Raw genomic sequence first — 23193 nt, 5'->3', positions numbered from 1 at the left:
CAGTTTTTTACAAAATTTCTTCAACTTTTATAGGTTTTAGAATTTAGTTGTTTGTTTAGAGATCACTGATTTACTTCAGTGATCTTTTTTATAAAAAAGGATTATTATAGTACTAACTATGAATTATAATATCATCTGAGCAATTATTATCAATGAAAATAAAATTAAATTCAACTAAAAAAACGATTTGTAGTAATAAAGTTACAATGGGTACGCTGTAGTTTCTTTAAACGAATCGAGCACAAAAGAACTATGAATTGTTGAAATTCCTTCAACCACAGACAACTTTTCATTAATGAACACCTGAAAACTATTCATATCGTTTACTGCAACTTTTATAAGAAAGTCAAAATTCCCTGAAACATGATGGCATTCCATAACTTCCGATAAATTAAACAACTTTTCCTTGAAATCATCAATCAAACTTTTTTGATGCTTAAATAATGTTATTTGACAATAAGCAATAATTTGTTTCCCTATGATTTCTCTATCAATCAAGGCAACATATTGCTTTATCACTCTTGTTTTCTCTAATCGCTTAATTCGTTCGTAGGTTGGTGTAACTGACAACCCTATTTTTGTAGCAATTTCCTTAGTGTTTTGCTTTGCATTATTTTGCAATTCATTAAATATTTTTTTGTCAACTATATCCATAATCAGAAGAAATTTCTAAAAAACAAGTATTAGCTTATCTATAGCAGAATTAATACTTTAAAAACAAATCAAAAATAGTTTATTTTTCTAATTTAATACTATTATTGGTTTTTATTTCTATAAAAACATACATTTGCCAAAATATTATTTCACAAACTTATGATGATTGATAATTCTTTAAATGAGCGTTTAAGTGATTTACTAGATAAAGTTAAAAATGCAAGAGATTCTTTTTTAGGTTATCCAGTATCTAAAGACTTTGACTATTCTCCTCTTTATGATTTCTTACAATATCCAATCAACAATCTAGGAGATCCATTTGAAAGTAGTACTTATAAAGTTCACACCCATGAAATAGAGCGTGAAGTAGTTGATTTTTTTGCAAAACTTTTTAGAGCAAACCCAAAAGATTATTGGGGATATGTTACTAATGGGGGCTCAGAAAGTAATTTATACGGATTATATATTGCTAGAGAAATGTACCCGAAAGCTATGGTATATTATTCGGAATCTACTCATTACAGTGTTCGAAAAAACATTCACTTGTTAAATATTCCAAGTATTGTTATTCGATCTCAAGAAAATGGAGAGATTGATTACGAGGATTTAGAAGAAACTTTAAAGTTTAATAGACATAAACCTGCTATAGTTCTTGCTACTCATGGAACTACCATGAAAGAAGCTAAAGATGATATTTCAAGAATAAAAGGAATTCTAAAAAAATTAGCTATCCAAGATCATTATATTCATTGTGATGGTGCTTTGTCTGGAACTTTTGGTGCATTTGCAGAACCTCGTAGTCCTTTTGATTTTATCGATGGTGCTGATAGTATATCAATAAGCGGTCATAAATTTATTGGTTCACCGATTCCTGCTGGAGTAATTGTTACGAAACGTTCATTACGTGATCGAGTATCAAAAGGAATTTCTTATATCGGTTCATTAGATACAACAATCACCGGTTCCAGAAATGGTCATAGCCCATTATTTTTATGGTATGCCATTCAAAAAATGGGTGTTGAAGGATTAAAAGCACGTTATAAACATAGTTTAGAAGTTGCAGCTTATTGTAGACAAGAATTACAAAACATCAGTATAAATGCATGGAGCAATCCAGGCTCTATTACAGTTGTTTTTCCTAAAATATCTGAAGAATTAAAAAATAAATGGCAATTAGCAACTGAAGAGGATATTACTCACATTATTTGTATGCCAAACGTTACTAAAGATCAAATAGACTTGTTTATTGAAGACGTAAAAACAGAAATGGAATCAAAACCTATAGAAGAGGAACTATTGTGTTACTAACTATATAGTCCATTTTAGTACATATAAAACAAAAAAAGAGGCACAAGTGCCTCTTTTTTTGTTTTTATGATCGTAAGAATCTATTATTCTAAAGCTCCTAAATAACGTTCAGCATCTAATGCCGCCATACAACCTGTACCTGCTGCAGTTACTGCCTGACGATATTCTTTATCTTGAACATCTCCAGCCGCAAAAACTCCAGGAACGTTTGTTTTAGTAGACTTTCCTTTAGTTATTAAATAACCTGTATCGTCCATATCTAAAACTCCTTTAAAAAGTTGAGTATTTGGTGTATGACCAATTGCAATAAACACACCAGTTACAGCGATATCATGCTTATCACCAGTCTGATTATTAACTGCTCTTACTCCTTCAACAACATTATCTCCTAAAACCTCGTCAATTTCAGTATTAAATAACACCTCAATATTTTGAGTTTTGTTTACTCTATGTTGCATTGCCTTCGAAGCTCTCATATGATCTTTACGTACCAACATAGTAACTTTACTACAGATATTTGCTAAATAAGTAGCTTCTTCAGCAGCAGTATCACCAGCTCCAACTACAACTACATCTTGACCTTTATAGAAAAAACCGTCACAAGTAGCACAAGCAGAAACTCCACCACCAATTAAACGTTGTTCACTTTCTAATCCTAAATATTTTGCAGTAGCTCCCGTAGAAATAATAATTGTATTAGCTTCTATTTCAGTTGCTTCATCTACTACTACTTTATGAATCCCTCCTACTTCAGTAGAAAAATCAACCTTCGTAATCATTCCAAAACGAACATCAGTTCCAAAACGCTCAGCTTGATTTTTTAAATCTTCCATCATCGCAGTTCCATCCGTTCCATTTGGATATCCAGGAAAATTATCAACTTCGGTAGTAGTTGTTAATTGCCCTCCCATTTGCATTCCTGTATACATTACAGGTTTCATGTCTGCCCTAGCTGCATATATCGCTGCGGTATAACCAGCTGGTCCAGATCCAATTATTAAACATTTAATTCTTTCAACAGTATTTGACATTGGGTATTATTTAAATAGAACTACAAATGTAATTTTTTTTTAAAAACTAATAGGTTTTACAAATATCTTTTATCAATTGCTAGATAATCAAAAATAATTTCAAAAAAGAGGTTAATATTGTAAAAAAACATTTATATTTGCAATCCGAAAATTCGGGGTGTAGCTTCTCGACTTCGCTCGAAATAAACTACACTACAACAATACACTTTTTCGGGGTGTAGCGTAGCCCGGTCATCGCGCCTGCTTTGGGAGCAGGAGGTCGCAGGTTCGAATCCTGCCACCCCGACTAAAAGCCTTGCAATATTTGCGAGGCTTTTTTCTTATTATTATCATAACCTTCATTTAACTTCAACTTTTCAATCATTTTCAATTTTTGTTGATTATGCTGAAAATTATAGGTTTTTTACTAGGTATTACAATCATTAACGTACATGAAGATATCATAAAATCAAATGATTTTAATGACTCTAACCCAAAATCAAGTCATTTTTATTACTTACAAGGAAAAAACTTCTCCGAAAATGGAATTCATACCAAGGCAATTGAAAACTTAAATTTAGCATTAGAACTAACCACAAGATTAGACACATTAGCTGTACTCATTAAAAATGAAATTGGAAATGTATATTTTTCAATGAAAAACTATACCACTTCAAAGAAACTCTACTCCGAAGCTCTCGAGCTATCCATTCAAATTAAATTTCTTCGAGGAAAAGCAATTACACTTGCACTTCTAGGAAGTGTAGAAGAAAAAGAAGGCAATTATTTAGAAGCCTTAAAACTTCAAAAAAAGAGTTTAGAAATATTTTTAAAAATTAAAGATAATAATGGAACAGCGCACGTAAAATTAAATATTGGGAGTATCTATGAAGATTTAAACCAGTTTTCAAACGCTCATACCTATTTTCAGTCGGCTTATCAACTCTTAAAAGGAAAAAATAATTATTCCGAAGCAGACATTCTTAATAATCTCGGGGATATTTTCAGAAAGCAAAATCAAACTGATAGTGCTCTATTCTACTCTCATAAATCTTTAGATCTTGCTAGAAAGATAAATCAACCTAAACTTATAGAAAGTGCATATAAAGATTTAGCTAAAACATATTCAATCATTGAAGATTATAAAAAAGCATATGAGTATCGCTTAAAATCGAACGAATACAAAGAGATTGTTTTAAATAACCAAAATGCTCGTCAATTAAATATTCTACAAACTATTTATGATTCACATCGAAAAGAAGCTGAAATAAAATTACTCAAAGAACAGAACAAAGTAAATCTTGTAAATCAAAAATTACTGATTGTAGTTGTATTGTGTATCATATTAATATCTGCTATTCTTGGATACATTTACCAAAAAAGAATAAAAACTCAGCAAAAAATACAAAAGTATAAGCAACGTATTTTGAAAGCTGAACTAGAAAAAAAACAAGCTTTAGAAAAAACATTACAAAATGACATACAATTGAAAACAGCTTCTCTTACGAAATACAGCTTGCATTTATCTCAAAAAAATAAAATCTTAACCGATATTTCTTCGGATTTAAAAAAGATCTCAATTCGAAATAACATCGATTATAAGAGTAAATTAAAAAATATATCCAAAGACATTGACTTTAAACTCAAACATGATGATCAATGGATTGATTTTAACAATCTCTTCAAAGAAATACATCCGGACTTTAGCAAACAACTAACACAAATTTCTACAGAAAAATTATCTTCTTCAGAAATTAAGTTAGCAATGCTTTTAAGACTGAATTTAACATCGAAAGAAATTGCTGAAATTTTAAATGTTACTCCAGATAGTGTTCGTATTGCTCGTTATCGATTACGAAAAAAATTACCCATTTCTCCAAAAGAAGACTTAGTAAATTTCATGATACATCTGTAAATATTTACTGAACATTTCCTCTATGTAAATTTAAGTTAAATGTTGCCTATTTGTTTCTATTGTTTTTACAGTTTGTTGCCATCTAAAACCACTCGAGACAACAGTAATCATATAGCTTTGCTCAAAAAACAAAACTAAAACTAATGAAACAATCAAGCTTTTTAAAATTGCTTTTTGTAACGCTTATTGGTATACTTTTCAATTCAAAAGTAGCAGCACAAACTGGTACAATTAGCGGAATTATTACAGATGAAAACGGAATTTATCTTCCCGGAGCAACAGTCCTTCTTGACCAAACTTTCAAAGGAACAAACACTGATTTTGATGGAAAATTCACTTTACTCGATGTAAAAGTTGGTAAACACATAATTAATGTAACTTTTATCGGATATGAAAAAATTCAAAAGGAAGTTATAGTGATTGAAAATAGCACTGCGATTGTAAAAATCATTCTAAAACCAAACACTACTTTGTTAGATGAAATTACAATTTCAACAGCTATTGGAGGCGAAGCAAAAGCCATTAACAAACAAAAATCGAATACCAATATTACAAACGTAATTTCAACAGACCAGATCGGTAAATTCCCGGATGCGAATATTGGTGATGCCGTAAAAAGAGTTCCTGGAATTACAATGCAAGTTGACCAAGGAGAAGCAAGAAACATTATTGTTCGTGGTTTATCACCACAATTAAATTCTGTTACTTTAAATGGAAGTAGAATTCCTTCTGCTGAAGGTGATAACCGAAATATTCAAATGGATTTAATTCCATCTGATATGATCCAAACAATTGAAGTTAATAAAGCAGTTACCCCCGACATGGATGCAGACGCTTTAGGTGGATCTGTAAATTTAGTAACAAGAACAGCTCCACAAAGTTTCAGACTTTCTGCCACAGCTGGTTCTGGTATGACTTTGATTAATAACAGAAGAATCCTTAATGGTTCTTTTTTAGTAGGAGACAGAACTGAAGACAAAAAAGTTGGTTGGATGCTTTCTGCTTCTATTAACGACACCGATTTTGAATCTCACAATATTGAAGCTGAATGGGATAATGAATTTGAATACAACACCGGAGTTCAAGATACAAGTGGAGATGATATTCTTCAAGAAGTAGATGTAAACCCTTATTCAAAAGAATTTCAACAAAGAACATACTTAGTACAACGTGTAAGAAGAAGTATTGCTGGTAATTTCGATTTCCAATTAGATAATAACAATACAATTTACATTAAATCGATGTACAACTGGCGAGATGATAGAGAAAACCGTTTAAGATTAAAACAGGAAATTTTAGATGGTGAAGACATTAGCCTTGGTGATTTCGTTATTGATGCAAATAACAATTTAACTCGATTTCCTGTAGAAGTTTCAAGAGAAACAAAAGGAGGAATTAACAACAGCAGAAATAAAAGTCGTCGTTTAGAAGATCAACGTATGCAAAATTATACGTTGGGTGGAGATCATTTATTCAATAACTTAAAAGTTGATTGGCTAGCTTCTTATGCGAGAGCATCTGAACAACGTTCAAACGAAAGATATGCAAGCTTCCAAAGCGAATATATAATTAACAACAGAAACTCGAATCCTAGATTTCCTTTTTACACTCCAGTAGATGCCGCATTCGCAAATGATTTAAGCAACTTTGAATTCGACGAAATCACAGAAGAAAATCAATACACTCAAGAAGAAGATTATAATTTCTTTGCAAATCTTCAACTTCCTTTACAAATGTTCAACTCTAAAGACGGAATATTAAAATTTGGATTAAGAACTCGTTTAAAAACTAAAGAAAGAGATAACAACTTCTTTGAATTTGATTTAGAAAGTGCATTTCCAACTTTAAATGATGCTATTACAAAAGATTACACAAAAGGTAATTTCTTAGCAGGAAGTAGATATGAAGCAGGTAGATTTGCTTCTGAAGAATGGTTAGGAGATTTAAATTTATCGAATGGGGATCCTGTTTTTGATGAATATTTAGGAGAAAATTTTCTTGCTAAAGAAGATGTTTACGCTGGTTATATAATGACTGAACAAAAAGTAACCGATCAGTTTACAGTTTTGGCTGGTGTTAGAATTGAGAGCACCAGAACCGTTGCAACTGGAAACATTGTAAACTATGATAGTGATGGAGATTTTGAAAGTTTTGTTCCTGTAACTGACAAAGGTTCTTATACCAACATTTTACCAAGCGTTCACTTAAAATATAGTATTAATCCAAAAACAATTATTCGCTTTGCCTATACGAATACAATTGCAAGACCTAATTATGTTGAGTTAGTTCCATTTAGAAATATTCTGAGAGAGGATGATGCTATTGAGTTAGGAAATCCTGATTTAGACCCAGCTAAATCAATGAATTTAGACTTATCTGCAGAATACTATTTCGACGATATCGGATTAATTTCTGTTGGTGTTTTTTATAAAGACATTAAAGATTTCTCATATGTTTCTTTCTCACAAGCTACAGATAATAGCTTAGGTTCAAACACTCAAGGTTTTACTGTTTTTAGACCAGAAAATGGAGATGATGCAACTGTTTTAGGTGCTGAATTTGCTTTTCAAAAGAAGTTAAATTTCTTACCTGGTTTTGCTAGAAATTTTAATGTTTATGCAAACTACACATTCTTAACCTCAGAAGCCAATGGTGTAAACGATAGAAGTAATAACTTAGAATTACCTAATACAGCACCAAACATGTTTAACGGTTCTTTAGGTTATGATGATGGAAAATTAACTGCCCGTATTTCAGCAAACTTCTCTGATGCTTATATAGATGAATTTGGAGGAAGTGAATTTGAAGATAGATTTTATGACAAGCAATTCTTTTTAGATTTTAATGTTGGTTATGCTATCACGAACAATCTTCGCTTATATGCTGATTTTACCAACATCACCGATCAACCTTTACGCTTTTATCAAGGCGCAAAAGAAAGAACAATGCAAGTAGAATATTACGGAAGACGCTTAACTCTAGGATTAAAATATGACTTATTCAAAAAATAAAATTTCAAAATTATATAGTATTGTATTCTTCTCAGGAATTGTAACATTAAATTCCTGTGGAGAACACAGCGGTCTCAAAAAAATAAGCCCAGACATCATAAGTGAAAAAACAGCAAACGACTCTGATGATCCAGCTATTTGGGTAAACAAAAAAGACCCTTCAAAAAGTATTGTTTTCGGCACAGATAAAGATACCAACGGTGCTATTTACGCTTTCGATTTAGAAGGAAAAATAATTCAGGATAAAACAATAAAAGGTATTAAAAGACCTAATAACGTTGATCTTTCTTATGATTTTCAATTAAATGATTCTACAAAAGTTGATGTAATTGGTTTTACAGAACGTGAAAATCAACAAATCAGATTATTTTCTGTTCCAGAAATGAACGCGCTTGATAATGGAGGCTTCAAAGTGTTTGAAGATGAATCTAAAGAAAACTTCAAGTATCCGATGGGAATCGCTTTGTACAAATCACCTATCTCAAACAAAACGTACGCCATTGTAAGCCGAAAAGAAGGACCAAAATCAAATTATTTATACCAATACGAGTTAGCTCCTGATTCTACTGGAATTACTTCAAAACTTGTGAGAAAGTTCGGGAATTTTAGTGGTAAAAAAGAAATTGAAGCGATTGCTGTAGACAATGAACTTGGCTTTATTTATTATTCTGATGAACAACATTGTATTAGAAAATACTATGCTGAACCGCAAAAAGGGAACGAAGAAGTTTCATGTTTTGCACAAGATAAATTTAAATCCGACATTGAAGGAATTGCCATCGCAAAAACTGGAGAAAGATCAGGCTATATAATTGTTTCTGATCAACAAAGAGGCGCATTCAATATTTTCGATAGAGAAACTAATAAATTCATAAAAGCTGTAAATCTCAGTACTCTTGAAACTGATGGATGCGATGTTACCACAATTTCATTAAACTCGAAATTCTCTGGCGGACTATTTGTGGCTATGAATGATGACAAAAATTTCTTTTTTTATGATTTCAACAAGCTTTTAAATCAATAATAACAAATCCCTAAGTTTTACTAAAAAGCCTTTTTCTCCGCAGAAAAGGCTTTTTTTTTTGATAAAATCTTTCCCAAAAAACTGTTTCCTTTTTTATTTTATACTAAAATTTATTTTTTGTATGAGTTTGAAATAAAAAGGTTTTTCATACATTTGTTTAACGATTTATAATTTTAAATAAACAAAAACAAAGCATATAAGAAAAATATATCGTTTCATTGTATAAAACAATTAACTATATACCTGTAAAAAGTAAAGTTATACATACATTTGGTGGTCCACAATTACAGATTAGATTGTATTTAATGAAAGTAAATTACTTATTCTACGTCTAATTTCCCAATTAAATACCCCAAGCAAAAGCAGGGAATAACTTTAAAATTTTAATAGTTATGACATTAGTACAGAAAGCAACAGAATTTGAAAACAGAAAATTTAAGTTTATTACTACAAGCGATAGAATTATAGCATCAAGAGAAGTTAAGGCTTTAATCTTAGAAATAAATGAAGAATATAAGAAAAGTAAAGATGCTAATCTTATGGAAATAATGAAAAGACTAACCGTTATCAAACAACGAATCGAAAAAAGGTTAAAGGGAGTTCCTTTAACTGCATAAATGTTAATTTAACAAAACCCTATATTCTTACGGGGACACAAATTATGTCAATCTACCAAATAAAAATCAATAACCTACAAGGCGAAGAGCTTACGCTTTCAAACTTTGAGGGAAAGAAATTGTTGTTCGTAAATGTAGCTTCAAAATGCGGATTCACTCCTCAATACGAAGAACTCCAGAAATTACAAGAAAACTATAAAAATTCATTAGTGGTAATAGGTGTTCCCTGTAATCAGTTTGGCGGACAAGAACCTGGAAACCCTGATGAAATTCAAGAGTTTTGTTCTATTAATTACGGAGTAACATTTCCAATAACTGAAAAGATTAATGTAAAAGGAAGTGAAAAACATCCACTGTATACCTTTTTAACAGACAAGAAATTAAACGGTAAGAAAAGTTCTTCTGTTAAATGGAATTTTCAAAAGTACTTAGTTGATGAACATGGTAATTTAGTTGATTATTGGTATTCTTTAACCAAACCTAATAGTAAAAAAATAACTAAATACTTAACCTCATGAATAAAGTAAAATTTACACTATTATTTCTCTTCATCAATTTTAGCGCCTTGTATGTTGGTAGTTTTTTAATGGGTGAAGGACCAACTGATGTTTGGTATCAATCTCTTAACAAGGCTCCATGGACACCTCCTGGATGGGTTTTTGGAGCTGCTTGGACTTTGATAATGATTTGCTTTTCTATTTATTTGGGGTTTCTATTCTCAGAAGCAAACACTAAAAAAGTACAACTAACCTTTTTACTTCAGTTGATACTAAATGTAAGTTGGAACTATATTTTCTTTAATCAAAAATGGGTTAGCTTAGGAGTATTAGTATTAATCCTTTTAATAGTAACCTTATTGTTTTTCTTTGTCAATCTCAGTAAAGATTTAAAGAAAGTAAGGTTATTACTTTTACCCTACATTATATGGCTATGTATAGCTACTTCATTAAACTTGTACATATTAATTCATAATTAAAATGAAAGTCTACCGCCTTCACAAAAAACAAAATCTACCAATTACGGTAGATGAAGCATGGGAGTTTTTATCTAGCCCAAAAAATTTAAAAACCATCACACCAGATTACATGGGGTTTCACATTCTTTCTGGAGCAGATAAAGAAATGTTTCCTGGTCAGATTATTCAATATATAGTAACACCAGTTTTAGGCATAAAAACTAAATGGGTTACAGAAATCACCCATGTAGTTGATAAGAAGTACTTTGTTGATGAACAACGTTTTGGTCCTTATGCACTTTGGCATCACAAACATTTTATCAATCCAATTGAAGGCGGAATAGAAATGGAGGATATAATAGATTACAAACTTCCTATGGGAATACTAGGCCAATTAATGCATCCTATTTTGGTAGAACCTAAATTGAAAGAAATTTTTGAATACCGACAAAAAAAGCTAATTGAGTTATTTGGAGAGTACAATGGAGGTAATTAATATTTTTTGGTTTAGACGAGATTTAAGACTTAACGATAATAGTGGACTATATAATGCTCTTAGTAGTAACTTAAAGGTATTACCCATTTTTATTTTTGATACAAATATTTTAGAAAAACTTCCCGAAAACGATGCACGAGTTAACTTTATACACGAACAACTAGAATCTTTAAACTCAAGTTTATCAGAGATCAATTCAGGTTTAACTGTTTTTAAAGGAAAGCCTCAAGAAATTTTTAAAAGTTTAGCAGATAAATTTACCATTAATACTGTTTTCACAAACAGAGATTACGAACCTTACGCTTTACAAAGAGACGAAGAAGTTAGCAACTTCTTAGCCTCTAAAAAAATTAACTTTAAGACTTATAAAGATCATGTAATCTTTGAAAAAGATGAAATCACAAAAGATGATGGAGACCCCTATAAAGTGTATACACCTTATTCAAAAAAGTGGTTAACTGCTTTTAAAAAGGAATATGCAGCTCCGTTTCCTTCTGAAAAGTTAATTAAAAATTGCATTCGTAAAACAGAAGAGAAATTTCTTTCTCTCGAAGAAATAGGCTTTAAACCTTCAGATATTCATATTCCTACCTATGATATTTCATCAACACTAATTGATAATTACGAAGAAAAGAGAAATTTCCCTGCAGAAAAAGCCACTTCAAAACTAGGAGTACATTTAAGATTTGGAACCGTTTCTGTTAGAGAAGCAGTTCTCGAAGCACAAAAAAGCGAAAACAATACATTTTTAAAAGAATTGATATGGAGGGAATTTTTTATGCAAATACTATGGCATTTCCCTCATACGGTTACAAAGACTTTTAAACCTGATTATGATACAATACAATGGAGAAATAATAAGGAAGAATTTGAAAAGTGGTGCAATGGAAACACTGGTTATCCTCTTGTAGATGCCGGAATGAGAGAACTTAATAATACAGGCTTTATGCATAATAGAGTCCGAATGTTAGTAGGTAGCTTTTTATGTAAGCATTTATTGATTGATTGGCGTTGGGGAGAAGCCTATTTTGCAGAAAAATTATTAGATTTTGAATTAGCAAGTAATGTTGGTAATTGGCAGTGGGTAGCAGGTTGCGGCGTGGATGCCGCCCCTTATTTCAGAATCTTTAATCCTACAACTCAAATTAAAAAATTTGACAATAGTTTCTCCTATATAAAAAAATGGGTGCCAGAATTTCAAGAACTCACCTATCCTACTCCAATAGTAGATCACAAATTTGCTCGTGAACGTTGTTTAAAAACGTATAAGGAAGCTCTAAATTAGAAGTTCTTAAACATATTCATCTTTAAAAACGTTTATTTTAACTACAGCTTTTCATTAGTTTAAAGGTAAGTTTGTTGAAGATCACATAATTTTTCGTAAATTAATGTAGTGTAACATTCTAAATTCAACATCATGAAAAAAGTTTTAGTACCTATAGATTTTTCCAACCAATCTGAAAATGCGCTTATTACTGCTGCCAATTTTGCTAGAAAATTTGACTTTGAACTTGTTGTTTTACACATGCTTGAACTATCCAACGCAATGGCTACAAATACAGTAACCACAAAGGAAACAGTATTTTATTTAAAGCTAATGGAAAAAAAGTTGAATGAATTTCTTGATAAAGAATATTTAAGAGATTTAAAAATTACTCCAATTTTTAAACATTATAAAATATTCAGCGAGATTAATGAATTATGTAATGAAGAAAATATTGATTTAGTTTTTATGGGTTCTCAAGGAGCTACAGGTTTAAAAGAATTTTTTATTGGTTCTAATGCGCAAAAAGTAATCAGAAACTCAGACATCCCTGTTTTAGTTGTTAAAGATAAACCTATGGAAACTTTTGAAAATGCTGTTTTTGCATGTGATTTTTCAGATGACTCTATTGAAGTTTATAAAAAAGCAAGAAAGTTTGCAAAGTCTATTAATTGTAAAATGAAAATGATTTATGTAAATACACCTACTAAATCTTTTAAAAGCTCTTCAGAAATGAGAGAAATTGTTAAAGGTTTCTTTAGCAAAGCTGGAACAAGCGCCGATCATATTAAAGACGTACAGTACATTTCTGATTATACAATTGAATCGGGAATCATCAATTTTGCAAAGAGTCACAACGCTGATATTATAGCCATGGCAACCCACGGAAGAAAAGGGTTGGCACACTTTTTTGATGGTAGTATTACTGAAGATGTAGCTAATCATTCTCCACTACCAGTGCTGTCTTTTAAGATAGAATCTTAATGACTCAGAAAAAAAATAAAAAAATATTTGCCACAATCAAAAAACGTTTTATATTTGCCACGCTTTAAAAAGCAACAGCCGATATAGCTCAGCTGGCTAGAGCAGCTGATTTGTAATCAGCAGGTCGTGGGTTCGAGTCCCTCTATCGGCTCAAAACAATTAAAGACATCAGAAATGATGTCTTTTTTTATGCTCTATTTTTTCTAAATTTGCTCATACAAACTACAACAATGAAAAACATCTTTATTATAGGTATCGCAGGTGGAACTGGAAGTGGAAAAACTACCGTAGTAAATCAAATTATAAATGAATTACCACCAGATGAAGTGTGCGTAATTTCACAAGATTCTTATTATAACGCTACTAATAATCTTACTTACGATCAACGATCAAAAATTAATTTTGATCATCCTCGTGCTATAGATTTCGAATTACTTGTCGATCATCTAAACAAATTAAAAAGAGCCGAAATAATTGAACAACCTGTCTATTCTTTTGTAACTCACAATAGAACTAAAGACACAATAAAAACGCATCCTAGAAAAGTTATTATTGTTGAAGGAATTCTTATCTTTAACAATAAGGAATTACGTGATTTGTGTGATATTAAAGTCTTTGTTCATGCTGATGCTGATGAACGATTAATCCGAAGAGTTAAAAGGGATATTTCAGAAAGAGGTAGAGACATTAATGAAGTGCTTAGCAGATACCAAGACACCTTAAAACCGATGCATCAAGAGTTTATTGAACCAACTAAAAATTTTGCAGACATTATTATTCCAAATGATCGATACAATACTGTAGCTATTGATATTGTTAGAACAGTAATTAGTGAACGTTTATAGGATGAATTTAAAGTCTATACAAAACAAACCTGTAGTAAAAGTGATAACAAACATCTATGTTATCATTCTAACTATTTTTGTAGTGTGGATGCTTTTCTTCGATGAAAATTCATACTTAATGCACAAAGAATTCAACAAAGAAATAAAAGAGCTAAACACTTGGATAGAATACCATAAAAAAAAGATTGCAGAAGACAAACAAACCATAAAAAATCTTCAAGACTCTCTTGAACTAGAACGATTTGCAAGAGAAAAATACTTAATGAAAAAGAAAGATGAAGATATATACATAATTGAATTTGATACTATAGAAAAATAATGGGAACATATTTATTTGATGAATTTGAAGGTATTTCAGAAAAAGCCTGGAAACAAAAAATTCAGGCCGATTTAAAAGGACTGGATTATAACGAGACTCTTTTATGGCATACAAATGAAGGAATAACTGTTAAGCCTTTTTACACCAAAGAAGACCGACCTCATCAAACTGTTCAGCTTCCCAATTCAGGATTTAGTATTTGTCAATCTATTTTTATCGATAATGAAATTGTAGCTAACAAATTAGCTATCGACGCAATAAACAGAGGTGCAAACGCAATTGAGTTTATCGCAAACAAAGATTTCAATTTCAAAAAAGCTACGCAAAACATTGATGCATCATCAATAAAAATTTATTTTAAACTGAATTTTTTAGATGTTGATTTTACAAAGAAACTAAGCAATCATATTAACTCTATAAATTGCTTTTTAAACATTGACATCATTGGAAATCTTGCTAAAACTGGTAACTGGTTTAAAAACCTTAATACCGATCATAAAGATTTAGAAGCTATTATTGATTTAAACAACAGTATTGCGGTGAATTGTGGAATTTACCAAAATGCAGGAGCAAATTGTAGCCAACAACTTGCATACGCTTTAAGTCATGCTAACGAATATTTAAATCATTTTGGAGAAAAAGTTGCTAATAAAATCCATTTTAATTTTTCGGTCGGAACCAACTATTTCTTTGAGATTGCTAAACTAAGAGCTTTTAGACTTCTATGGAGCGCTCTTTTAAAGGAGTATGGATTCCAAGAAAGTAAAACACATATTTTTGCGCAACCATCCTTAAGAAACAAAACCTTATACGATTACAACACTAATATGTTAAGAACCACTTCTGAATGTATGAGTGCAATTTTAGGAGGTGCTAATACAATTTCTAATGTTTCTTATGATGAAATCTTCCATAAGTCAAATGAATTTGGTGAACGAATTTCTAGAAATCAGTTATTGATTTTAAAAGAGGAAAGTGGTTTTGAAAATGCACAACATTTTGCTAACGGAAGTTATTATATAGAAAGTTTAACCGATCAATTAGCAGAGAAAGCATTAGAAATTTTTAAACAAATAGAAGAAGGTGGTGGTTTCCTTAAACAACTAAAAGAAGGAATTATTCAACGTAAAATATCTGAATCTGCACAAAAAGAACAAGACCTTTTTGATAACGGAGAATTAGCATTGTTAGGTACTAATAAGATTCAGAACAGCAACGATAAAATGAAGAATGACTTGGAGTTGTTTCCATTTGTAAAAAAACGTTCACAAAAAACGTTAATTCAACCTATTATTGCTAAAAGATTAGCAGAGCAACTTGAACAAGAACGATTAGAAAATGAGTAAGTATATTTCAACACTCTTTATAATTATAATTAGCACAACAACATACTCTCAAATAAACACTTTTCTAAATGAGAGCAGGAATGATTTAATTGAAATTATGACATCTCATTTTGAAGATGTTGTTTGCAGCTACTATTCTATTGAGTCTGAAAATTCTTCCTTAGCTATTAAGAAATATGTTGAAGATTCTAGTAAAACTTTAAAAGGTTTTAAAAATTTAGAAAGAATAATTACTCCTAAGACTATAAAACTACTCAATAAATCAAAAATCGAATTAAAAAATTATCTCTGGATAACAAAGAAACAAAAACAACAAAAATCAAAATATTTAAGTTATTCTGAACTTTCACCTCAAGTAAAAGAAGTATTAGATAGTACAACAACTAGATACTACAAAAATCTTGAAAGCAAAGATTCTGAACTCACCATCAATTATTATGATGAATACGGTAAAAACATTTCCATCAATAGTAATGATGATATTGCTGACTTAATAACAACATTTAAAGAGTTACATGGAAATGGTGACTCAGGATTAATAGCTACAGCTTTAGTGAATCTTACCAATGAAGATTATAAAAACAAAGCTACTAAAACCTTTATTGCATTTGAATTATTCTATGCATGCTTAAATTCATACGTCGAAAATGAGTAGAAAAGATATATCAAACATACAACTAGAAAAGAAAGCTTCTACAACGAATCAAAGTTTAAAACACGAAGATTTTGTTGCTGGTTTAGCGCCAAATTTAAGAGGTCCTTACTCTACAATGTACGTAAGAAGACCTTGGACAATTAGACAATATGCTGGGTTTTCTACAGCCGAAGAAAGTAATGCTTTTTACAGAAGAAATTTAGCTGCTGGTCAAAAAGGATTGTCAGTTGCTTTTGATTTAGCTACTCATAGAGGGTATGATTCAGATCATGAACGCGTTCAAGGCGATGTTGGAAAAGCTGGAGTAGCTATTGATTCGGTTGAGGATATGAAAGTACTTTTCGACCAGATTCCTTTGGATAGAATGTCTGTTTCTATGACTATGAATGGAGCGGTACTTCCAATTCTAGCTTTCTATATTATTGCAGCAGAAGAACAAGGTGTATCTCCAGAGCAATTATCAGGAACAATCCAAAATGATATTTTAAAAGAGTTCATGGTGCGTAACACCTATATTTACCCACCTACTCCTTCTATGAAAATTATTGCTGATATTTTTGAATACACCAGTAATAATATGCCAAAATTCAATTCCATTTCTATTTCTGGATATCATATGCAAGAAGCTGGAGCTACACCAGAAATTGAATTAGCTTATACGTTAGCAGATGGATTAGAATATATTAAAACAGGTTTAGCTGCCGGAATGGATATTGATACCTTCGCTCCTCGCCTATCGTTTTTCTGGGCAATCGGAATGGATCATTTTAGAGAAATTGCTAAAATGCGTGCAGCAAGAATGCTTTGGGCAAAACTTGTAAAGCAATTCAATCCTAAAAATTCAAAATCATTAGCTTTAAGAACTCACTGCCAAACTAGTGGTTGGAGTTTAACTGAACAAGATCCGTTTAACAATGTAGCCAGAACTACTATTGAAGCTATGGCTGCTGCTTTTGGTGGAACGCAAAGTTTACACACAAATGCATTAGATGAAGCCATTGCTTTACCAACCGATTTCTCTGCTCGTATCGCGCGAAACACACAAATATACTTACAAGAAGAAACTTATATTACCAAAACTGTAGACCCTTGGGCTGGTAGTTATCACCTAGAACAATTAACAGAAGAAATTGCTAATAAAGCTTGGGAATTAATTCAAGAAACTGAAGAGTTAGGGGGAATGACAAAAGCCATTGAGAAAGGAATTCCAAAAATGCGTATTGAAGAAGCCGCAGCAATTAAACAAGCTAGAATTGATAGCGGACAAGATATAATTGTTGGTGTTAATAAATACCAATTAGAACAGGAAGATCCTTTACACATTTTAGAAGTAGATAATGAAGCAGTTCGTAAATCTCAAATTGAAAGACTTGAGGATTTAAAAGCAAAAAGAGATTCAAGTAAAGTTGTAATATCTTTAGAAGCTTTAACCGAATGTGCTAAAACAGGTGAAGGAAATTTATTAGCTTTAGCGGTAAATGCAGCAAGAAACAGAGCTACTTTAGGAGAAATCTCAGATGCTTTAGAAACTATTTTTGGAAGACATAAAGCTGTTCATAAAACCATATCTGGCGTGTATAGTAAAGAAATAAAAGACGATTCATTATTCAAAAAAGCGAGTGAACTTGCTGATCAGTTCTCAGAACTTGAAGGACGAAGACCAAGAATTATGATTGCAAAGCTAGGTCAAGACGGCCATGATCGCGGCGCAAAAGTAGTAGCAACAGGTTATGCCGATTTAGGTTTTGATGTTGATGTTGGTCCTTTGTTCCAAACTCCAAAAGAAGCAGCAAAACAAGCAATTGAAAACGATGTACACATTATTGGTATTTCATCATTAGCTGCTGGACATAAGACATTAGTTCCTCAAGTTATTAAAGAGTTAAAAAGTTATGGTCGTGAAGATATCATGGTGATTGTTGGTGGTGTAATCCCTGCTCAAGATTATCAGTTTTTATTTGATGCTGGAGCTGTGGGAGTTTTTGGTCCTGGAACAAAAATTGCTCAAGCTGCAATTGACATGTTAGAAATTTTAATTGATAGTACTGAAGAATAATTATGCAAATTAAATTCATCAATAGACAAACTGGAAAAACAGAAGTTGAAACTCCACCAGGAGAAGTATTTTTAAAAATGCTTTACAATAATCCTTTTGGAAAATTAGCTTTCTTACCAATGGTAAAAAGAAAGTTTTTATCAGAATGGTACGGTAAACAAATGAACAAACCTTCTTCTGTTTCTAAAATTCAAAAATTTGTTGATGATTTAAATATTGATATTAACGAAGCTGCAAAGTCTATAAACGATTTTACTTCTTTTAATGATTTCTTTTATCGAAAGTTAAAACCAGAAGCACGCCCAATTGGTAATGATTTTGTGTCACCAGGTGATGGGAAGTTATTGGCATTTGAAAATATATCTCATGTACATAATTTCTTTATAAAAGGAAGAAAATTTACACTAAAAGAATTTTTAAAAGACGAACAACTAGCCACTTCTTTCTCTAATGCTTCTTTGCTTATTTTGCGTTTAGCTCCAAACGATTATCATCGTTATCATTTTCCATATGAAGGAACACCAACTAGCATGACTAAAATCAAAGGAAATTACTTATCGGTATCTCCTTATGCATTGGCAAGTAATTTTACGAAAGTCTTTTGTGAAAATAAGCGCGAATACTGCATTTTAAAAACGGCTGACAAAGGAGATATTCTTATTGCTCCTGTTGGTGCAACTATGGTTGGTAGTATCATAGAAACCTATTCTCCAGATCAAAAAATCAATAAAGGAGACGAAATGGGTTATTTTGCTTTTGGAGGCTCAACTGTTGTCCTTCTTATAGATAAAGATAAAATAAAAATCGATCAAGATATTTTAGACAACACAAAAAACAAGATTGAAACCTTCGTTAAAATGGGTGAGAAAATAGGTGTCTAATTTTCATTCTTAAGCAACTTCATTTAAACGCCAAAAAACAATTCATTTCTCAAGTGAATTCTTCTAACTTTACGTAAATTTGCAAAGTTTTTATCTACGCGTTTTTTACAATGAAAAAAATCTTAAATATACTTTACTCAACCCGTTTAATGGCTGTTTTATTTATTGTTTTTGCTGCAGCTATGGGAATTGCAACTTTTATAGAAAATGATTTCGGTACCCAAACAGCAAAAAAATTAATTTATAATGCCTGGTGGTTTGAGTTAATAATGCTATTCTTTGTCATTAACTTCTTTGGAAATATTTTCAGATATCGATTATTACGAAAAGAAAAATGGACGGTTTTTATGTTTCATATTGCCTTTCTTTTTATTTTAATTGGTGCTGGAATAACAAGATATATTGGTTATGAAGGAATGATGATTATTGATGAAGGTGAGACAACTAATGTGTTTCTATCTGAAAAAAATTATCTGAATGTAATTATTGATAATAATACTTCTCAAAAATCCTACGAAGAAGAATTACTTCTATCTACTTGGGGAAAGAATTCTAATGAGTTTTCATTTGTATTTCAACCAAACAAAAACAAACCTAAGCAAGAGATTAATTTCAAACTAGTTGATTACATTCCTTGGGCTGAAACTAAGCTTGTTCTAGATGATAATGGAGTGGAGCATTTATTATTTGTGGAAAGCTCAAGTGGTAGTAGACACGACCATTATATTAAAAGAGGAACTATTCAAAATATTCATAATATTTTAGTTGGCTTTGATGCTCCTAATAAAAATGCTACAATCAATTTGTTTTATGAAGACGGAAGCTTAAAAATGACTTCTAAACAAAATGGACAATGGTTGCGAATGGCAGATCAAAAGCAAGGTCAAATTGTTCAAGACAGTGTTCATTTTTTCCAATACAGAACATTACATACGTTAAATGGATTTCAATTTGTTGTGCCTGAACCTGCTCAAAAAGGTGAGATAAAAACAATCAGAGGAAAAAAGGATAACACAAAATTTGATATCGTTGTTTTTGATGTTACCACAAATGGTAAAACGGAACGTATTGAATTTACAGGAGGACAATTCAATACTAAGGGAAAAGAAGAATTCAGTATTGACAACCTTAACTTTAGAGCTTGGTACGGTGCTAAATTACTTCAAACCCCGTTTAGCATAAAGTTAAATGATTTTCAATTAGAAAAATATCCAGGATCTGAAAGCGCTTCTTCCTACGCAAGTGAAGTTACAGTTGTTGATAAAGAGGAAACCTTTGATTATAGAATTTTCATGAATCATATTTTAGACCACAAAGGATATAAATTTTTCCAAGCAAGTTACCAAAATGCAGGAGAAGCTATTGAGCAATCACACCTATCTGTAAATCATGATTTTTGGGGAACTTTTATAACTTACATTGGGTATTCATTATTATATATAGGCTTAATTTCATCTCTTTTTGCTAAACATACTAGATTCGACGATTTGAAAAAAGGATTGAGAAAAATTAGAAAAAAGAAAGCTGCATTAGCAATTCCATTTTTCTTTTTATCTGTATTTGCCTATGCACAACATAATGATGACCACACAAATCAACTTCAAAGAAAATTAAGTGACGAAAAAATTGATAGTATTTTAAAATCTAACTTAGTTGATATTACTCATGCCGAACAATTTAGTCGTTTAGTTATTCAAGATGCTGGCGGTAGAATGAAACCAGCTCATACTTTTGCATCTGAATTAGTTAGAAAAGTAGCTCAAACAGATAAGTTTAACGGTATGACTCCTAGTCAGGTGTTATTATCAATTACTGAAAACCCAACTTTTTGGCTTCAAGTTCCTTTCATATACCTTGAAAAAGGAAATACCGAAATTAGAACTATTTTAGGATTAGAGGAAGAAGCAACCCATGCTCGCTTTTTAGATTTTTACGATGCTAGAGGAAATTCAAAAATTGGCGAATTAGTAGCTGAGGCTCAGAAAAAGAAAATTCAAAATAAGTTTGAAAAAGATTTAATTAAAATAGAACGAAGAATTTATTTATTATCACAAGCACTCGGTGGTGGAATTTTAAAAATATTTCCAATACCGAGTAATGAAGAAAATAAGTGGGTATCTCAACCTGAAACAGCTACTGCTGGATTTCGAGCTACAGATTCTGTTTTTGTAAGACAATCGTTACCTGTTTACATGCAATTACTTCAAAACGCAAAAAAAACAGGAGATTATTCAGAAGCGAATCAAATATTAGAAGGAATTAAAAAATTCCAAAAAAAATATGGCGATGAGGTAATGCCTTCGGAAGATAAAATCAACTTGGAAATCGCATACAATAAAATTAACATCTTTAAGAAGCTGTTTTTATTTTATGGCTTGTTTGGTTTCCTTTTAATCACATTTGTAATCTTAAGTATTTTCTCTCAGAAAAAATTCTTGAATTATATTGTTAAAGGATTAATTGGCATCATTATTATGCTGTTTGTGTTCCATACTTTAGGATTACTTTCTAGATGGTATATAAGTGGTAATGCACCATGGAGTAATGCTTATGAAAGTATTATTTATGTTGCTTGGGCTACGATGTTGTTTGGATTATACTTAGGTCGAAAATCTTCTTTAACAATAGGTGCAGCAACTTTTGTTTCTTGTGTAATTTTAATGATTGCCTTAGGAAATTGGTTAGATCCTGAAATTGCGAACTTACAACCTGTTTTAAATTCTTGGTGGTTATTAGTACATGTTTCTATTATTGTAGCTAGTTATGGGCCGTTTTCTCTAGGAATGGTACTTGGAATTGTAGCTCTATTCTTAATTATTTTTACTAATAAAAAGAATAAGAAGAAGATGGAAACAAATATTAAAGAGTTAACCATCATAAATGAAATGTCTTTAACCGTTGGATTGGTAATGCTTACCGTTGGTAACTTTTTAGGAGGAATGTGGGCCAATGAAAGCTGGGGACGCTATTGGGGCTGGGATCCAAAAGAAACGTGGGCTTTAATATCAATAATGATTTATGCTTTTGTATTACATATGAGATTAATTCCAGGTTTAAGAAGCAAATACACCTTTAATCTGTGGTCTGTAATTGCTTATGCTTCAATTATGATGACTTATTTTGGCGTTAACTTTTATCTTTCAGGTCTCCATTCATATGCAAGTGGAGACAAAGTAATAACACCTAATTCAGTGTACTATTCAATTGCATTTGTAGTCTTAATCGGCGCAATTGCTTGGTACAAAAACAAAAAGTTTTACCGTAACTAAACTAGTTACGTTTAAAAATGTACATTTGCCAATCAAATTAAAAAAATAATATGTTCAATAAAAATATAAAATTAATTTTAGCAGTCTTAATAACTATTTGGGCAGTATATGAATTTTCTCAAGGACATATAGGTAACGGAATTGCTATTTTACTTTTAGCTGGTATCTTTATTTTATTATACTTTAAAAACGAGTTTATTTTACTAGCATTTTTACAATTAAGAAAACAAAATTTTGAAGGAGCTACAAAATGGTTAGCTTACATTAAAAATCCAGAAGGAGCTTTAACAACTAAACAACAAGGTTATTATAATTATCTTCATGGAATTATGCTTTCTCAAACGAACATTACACAAGCTGAAAAATTTTTAAAAAAAGCCGTAAAATTAGGATTATCGATGGATCATGATTTAGCTATGGCTAAACTTCAGTTAGCGGGTATAGCTATGACAAAAAGAAGAAAAAGAGAAGCTACTACTTTAATGAATGAAGCAAAAAAATTAGATAAACATGGTATGTTAAAAGATCAAATTCAAATGCTAAAACAGCAAATGAAGAAGATTTAAGCTCTAATTTCTTTTAAA

The 23193-nt window shown here is 31.2% G+C and carries 20 protein-coding genes and 2 tRNA genes; 20 read left to right on the top strand and 2 right to left on the bottom strand.

The genetic code is table 11. The features are described from left to right. Positions 1 to 201: 201 nt before the first annotated feature. Positions 202 to 654 (bottom strand): Lrp/AsnC family transcriptional regulator, encoded by a 453-nt coding sequence (locus EV195_RS14810; protein ID WP_132795746.1) that lies wholly within the window; start codon positions 652 to 654, stop codon positions 202 to 204. A gap of 159 nt (positions 655 to 813) precedes the next feature. Between EV195_RS14810 and EV195_RS14805 the strand changes: the two genes are divergently transcribed. After that, a complete protein-coding gene (locus tag EV195_RS14805; RefSeq protein WP_132795745.1) occupies positions 814 to 1962 on the top strand; it encodes a histidine decarboxylase in 1149 nt (382 codons plus the stop codon). An 83-nt stretch (positions 1963 to 2045) separates the two neighbouring features. Here EV195_RS14805 and trxB read toward each other — a convergent pair whose 3' ends face one another. Next, entirely contained in the window at positions 2046 to 2993 is a 948-nt protein-coding gene (trxB, locus tag EV195_RS14800) for a thioredoxin-disulfide reductase (protein ID WP_132795744.1), read from the bottom strand. 211 nt (positions 2994 to 3204) lie between these two features. Here trxB and EV195_RS14795 point away from each other — a divergent pair. The 19 genes from EV195_RS14795 to EV195_RS14705 all read left to right on the top strand — a co-directional run bounded on the left by EV195_RS14795 (position 3205) and on the right by EV195_RS14705 (position 23175). Further along, positions 3205 to 3279, top strand: a tRNA-Pro gene (locus EV195_RS14795). A gap of 96 nt (positions 3280 to 3375) precedes the next feature. Beyond that, positions 3376 to 4887 carry a tetratricopeptide repeat protein gene (locus EV195_RS14790; RefSeq protein ID WP_132795743.1) on the top strand — a complete coding sequence of 504 codons (1512 nt, stop codon included), beginning with the start codon at positions 3376 to 3378 and terminating at the stop codon, positions 4885 to 4887. A gap of 143 nt (positions 4888 to 5030) precedes the next feature. Continuing rightward, positions 5031 to 7898, top strand: a complete 2868-nt coding sequence (locus EV195_RS14785) for a TonB-dependent receptor (RefSeq protein ID WP_132795742.1) — start codon at positions 5031 to 5033, stop codon at positions 7896 to 7898. Further along, a complete protein-coding gene (locus tag EV195_RS14780) occupies positions 7879 to 8922 on the top strand; it encodes a phytase (RefSeq protein WP_132795741.1) in 1044 nt (347 codons plus the stop codon). The genes EV195_RS14785 and EV195_RS14780 overlap by 20 nt, the downstream gene beginning before the upstream one ends. Before the next feature lie 392 nt (positions 8923 to 9314). Continuing rightward, the gene (locus tag EV195_RS14775) at positions 9315 to 9539 is read left to right on the top strand and encodes a hypothetical protein (RefSeq protein ID WP_132795740.1); all 225 of its coding nucleotides are present in this window, start codon (positions 9315 to 9317) and stop codon (positions 9537 to 9539) included. Positions 9540 to 9583: 44 nt separating this feature from the next. Further along, on the top strand, positions 9584 to 10057 hold the full coding sequence (locus EV195_RS14770) for a glutathione peroxidase (protein WP_132795739.1): 474 nt from the start codon (positions 9584 to 9586) through the stop codon (positions 10055 to 10057). Further along, positions 10054 to 10515 (top strand): TspO/MBR family protein, encoded by a 462-nt coding sequence (locus EV195_RS14765; RefSeq protein WP_132795738.1) that lies wholly within the window; start codon positions 10054 to 10056, stop codon positions 10513 to 10515. Before EV195_RS14770 ends, EV195_RS14765 begins: the two co-directional genes overlap by 4 nt. Position 10516: 1 nt before the next feature. Continuing rightward, the gene (locus EV195_RS14760) at positions 10517 to 10990 is read left to right on the top strand and encodes an SRPBCC family protein (RefSeq protein WP_132795737.1); all 474 of its coding nucleotides are present in this window, start codon (positions 10517 to 10519) and stop codon (positions 10988 to 10990) included. Beyond that, the gene (locus tag EV195_RS14755; protein ID WP_132795736.1) at positions 10977 to 12275 is read left to right on the top strand and encodes a cryptochrome/photolyase family protein; all 1299 of its coding nucleotides are present in this window, start codon (positions 10977 to 10979) and stop codon (positions 12273 to 12275) included. The genes EV195_RS14760 and EV195_RS14755 overlap by 14 nt, the downstream gene beginning before the upstream one ends. 132 nt (positions 12276 to 12407) lie before the next feature. After that, on the top strand, positions 12408 to 13238 hold the full coding sequence (locus EV195_RS14750; protein ID WP_132795735.1) for a universal stress protein: 831 nt from the start codon (positions 12408 to 12410) through the stop codon (positions 13236 to 13238). A gap of 77 nt (positions 13239 to 13315) precedes the next feature. Then, a tRNA-Thr gene (locus tag EV195_RS14745) sits at positions 13316 to 13389 on the top strand. A gap of 88 nt (positions 13390 to 13477) precedes the next feature. Beyond that, positions 13478 to 14083, top strand: a complete 606-nt coding sequence (gene udk, locus EV195_RS14740) for a uridine kinase (RefSeq protein ID WP_132795776.1) — start codon at positions 13478 to 13480, stop codon at positions 14081 to 14083. A gap of 40 nt (positions 14084 to 14123) precedes the next feature. Continuing rightward, positions 14124 to 14402, top strand: a complete 279-nt coding sequence (locus EV195_RS14735; RefSeq protein ID WP_317128234.1) for an FtsB family cell division protein — start codon at positions 14124 to 14126, stop codon at positions 14400 to 14402. After that, positions 14402 to 15748 carry a methylmalonyl-CoA mutase subunit beta gene (locus tag EV195_RS14730; RefSeq protein WP_132795733.1) on the top strand — a complete coding sequence of 449 codons (1347 nt, stop codon included), beginning with the start codon at positions 14402 to 14404 and terminating at the stop codon, positions 15746 to 15748. The genes EV195_RS14735 and EV195_RS14730 overlap by 1 nt, the downstream gene beginning before the upstream one ends. Beyond that, the gene (locus tag EV195_RS14725; protein WP_132795732.1) at positions 15741 to 16403 is read left to right on the top strand and encodes a hypothetical protein; all 663 of its coding nucleotides are present in this window, start codon (positions 15741 to 15743) and stop codon (positions 16401 to 16403) included. The genes EV195_RS14730 and EV195_RS14725 overlap by 8 nt, the downstream gene beginning before the upstream one ends. Continuing rightward, positions 16396 to 18459 carry a methylmalonyl-CoA mutase gene (gene scpA, locus EV195_RS14720; RefSeq protein WP_132795731.1) on the top strand — a complete coding sequence of 688 codons (2064 nt, stop codon included), beginning with the start codon at positions 16396 to 16398 and terminating at the stop codon, positions 18457 to 18459. The genes EV195_RS14725 and scpA overlap by 8 nt, the downstream gene beginning before the upstream one ends. A 2-nt stretch (positions 18460 to 18461) precedes the next feature. After that, complete coding sequence (locus EV195_RS14715; RefSeq protein ID WP_132795730.1) at positions 18462 to 19340, top strand: phosphatidylserine decarboxylase; 879 nt, start codon at positions 18462 to 18464, stop codon at positions 19338 to 19340. Between the two features lie 110 nt (positions 19341 to 19450). Beyond that, positions 19451 to 22609: a cytochrome c biogenesis protein CcsA gene (ccsA, locus tag EV195_RS14710; protein ID WP_132795729.1), complete on the top strand. Its 3159-nt coding sequence runs from the start codon at positions 19451 to 19453 to the stop codon at positions 22607 to 22609. A 50-nt stretch (positions 22610 to 22659) separates the two neighbouring features. Continuing rightward, positions 22660 to 23175, top strand: coding sequence for a DUF2892 domain-containing protein (locus EV195_RS14705; RefSeq protein WP_132795728.1), 516 nt, complete (start codon positions 22660 to 22662; stop codon positions 23173 to 23175). The last annotated feature ends 18 nt before the right edge of the window (positions 23176 to 23193 follow it).

The sequence above is a fragment of the Tenacibaculum skagerrakense genome (assembly GCF_004345825.1).
GTDB classification, from domain to species: Bacteria; Bacteroidota; Bacteroidia; order Flavobacteriales; family Flavobacteriaceae; genus Polaribacter; species Polaribacter skagerrakensis.
Note: the sequence above shows the minus strand (reverse complement) of the source record. Positions and strands in the feature narration are given on the sequence as shown.